Annotated in this window: 1 protein-coding gene; it reads right to left on the bottom strand. The window is 77.5% G+C overall.

What is annotated here, in order from left to right; genetic code table 11:
• Positions 1–843 (bottom strand): THUMP-like domain-containing protein (locus tag AC2W7A_RS12950; protein ID WP_485991684.1); only part of this gene is annotated, 843 nt, incomplete at both ends.

The following is an 843-nucleotide window of genomic DNA, read 5'->3' as shown; positions in this document are numbered from 1 at the left end:
CCGCCGCGTTCGACGACGGCCCCGGCCGCCCGGTCCGCCGCCGGGCCCGCCTTCCTCGCTCCCCCGCCGCCGAGCAGCTGTGCGCGCAGCTGCTCCGGGGTGACGGAGACGCCGCGCTTCTTCACGTCGAGACGGCTCACCCCCGTCTCGCGCACCCACCGCTTCAGGTGCTTGACGTGGAGTGGGTGGACGGCGCCGATCCGGTAGCCGGCCGCGAGGTCCGTCTCCACGGCGTCGTCGGCGACGAGGTACGCCAGGTGCGCGTCGAGCATCCGGGTGTGGCGGCCGTCGTCGCCCCAGCGGGCCCCGAGGTCCGAGACGAGGCCGGCCCGGATCACGGCGCCGTCCGGCTCGTAGAGCACGGCGCCCGGCAGCCCGTCCAGCCCGGTCCGGCCCACCTCGTCCAGCTCGGGGGAACCGTCCCGGTCCACGGGACTGGTCAGCTCCGCGGCTGTTCCGGCCCGCTCCCCGCGGGTGCGCAGCACCAGGGCCGCCCGGCGGATCCCGGGACGGGCGACCGCGCCCGTGTACAGGCAGACCTCGGTGACCTCGCCGTCGGCGGAGACCCACTGGGCCTCCCAGCCGGCCGGGACGGCCTCGTGCGGCAGGGCCGGACCGAGCTTCACGGCGAGGCTGCGGCCGCCCTCGGCGAGCGCGAACACGTCCGTCAGCGACGGGGAGAACGCCTCGGGGTCGAACACGCGGGAGGCGGAGGCGCCGCCGGTGACCTGCCGGCGGGCGGGGTCGAGCCAGAGGACGTCGGCCTCCCCTGGGTGGTCCGCCGCCCAGGCGAGGGCGTCGCCGTGGACGACCTCGGCGTCCGGGTGCCCGGTGAGGTTGGCG

The organism is Micrococcus sp. LASM2_SD2, from assembly GCF_057364565.1.
The sequence above is the reverse complement of the archived record's forward strand: the minus strand, read 5'-3'. Positions and strand labels throughout refer to the sequence as shown.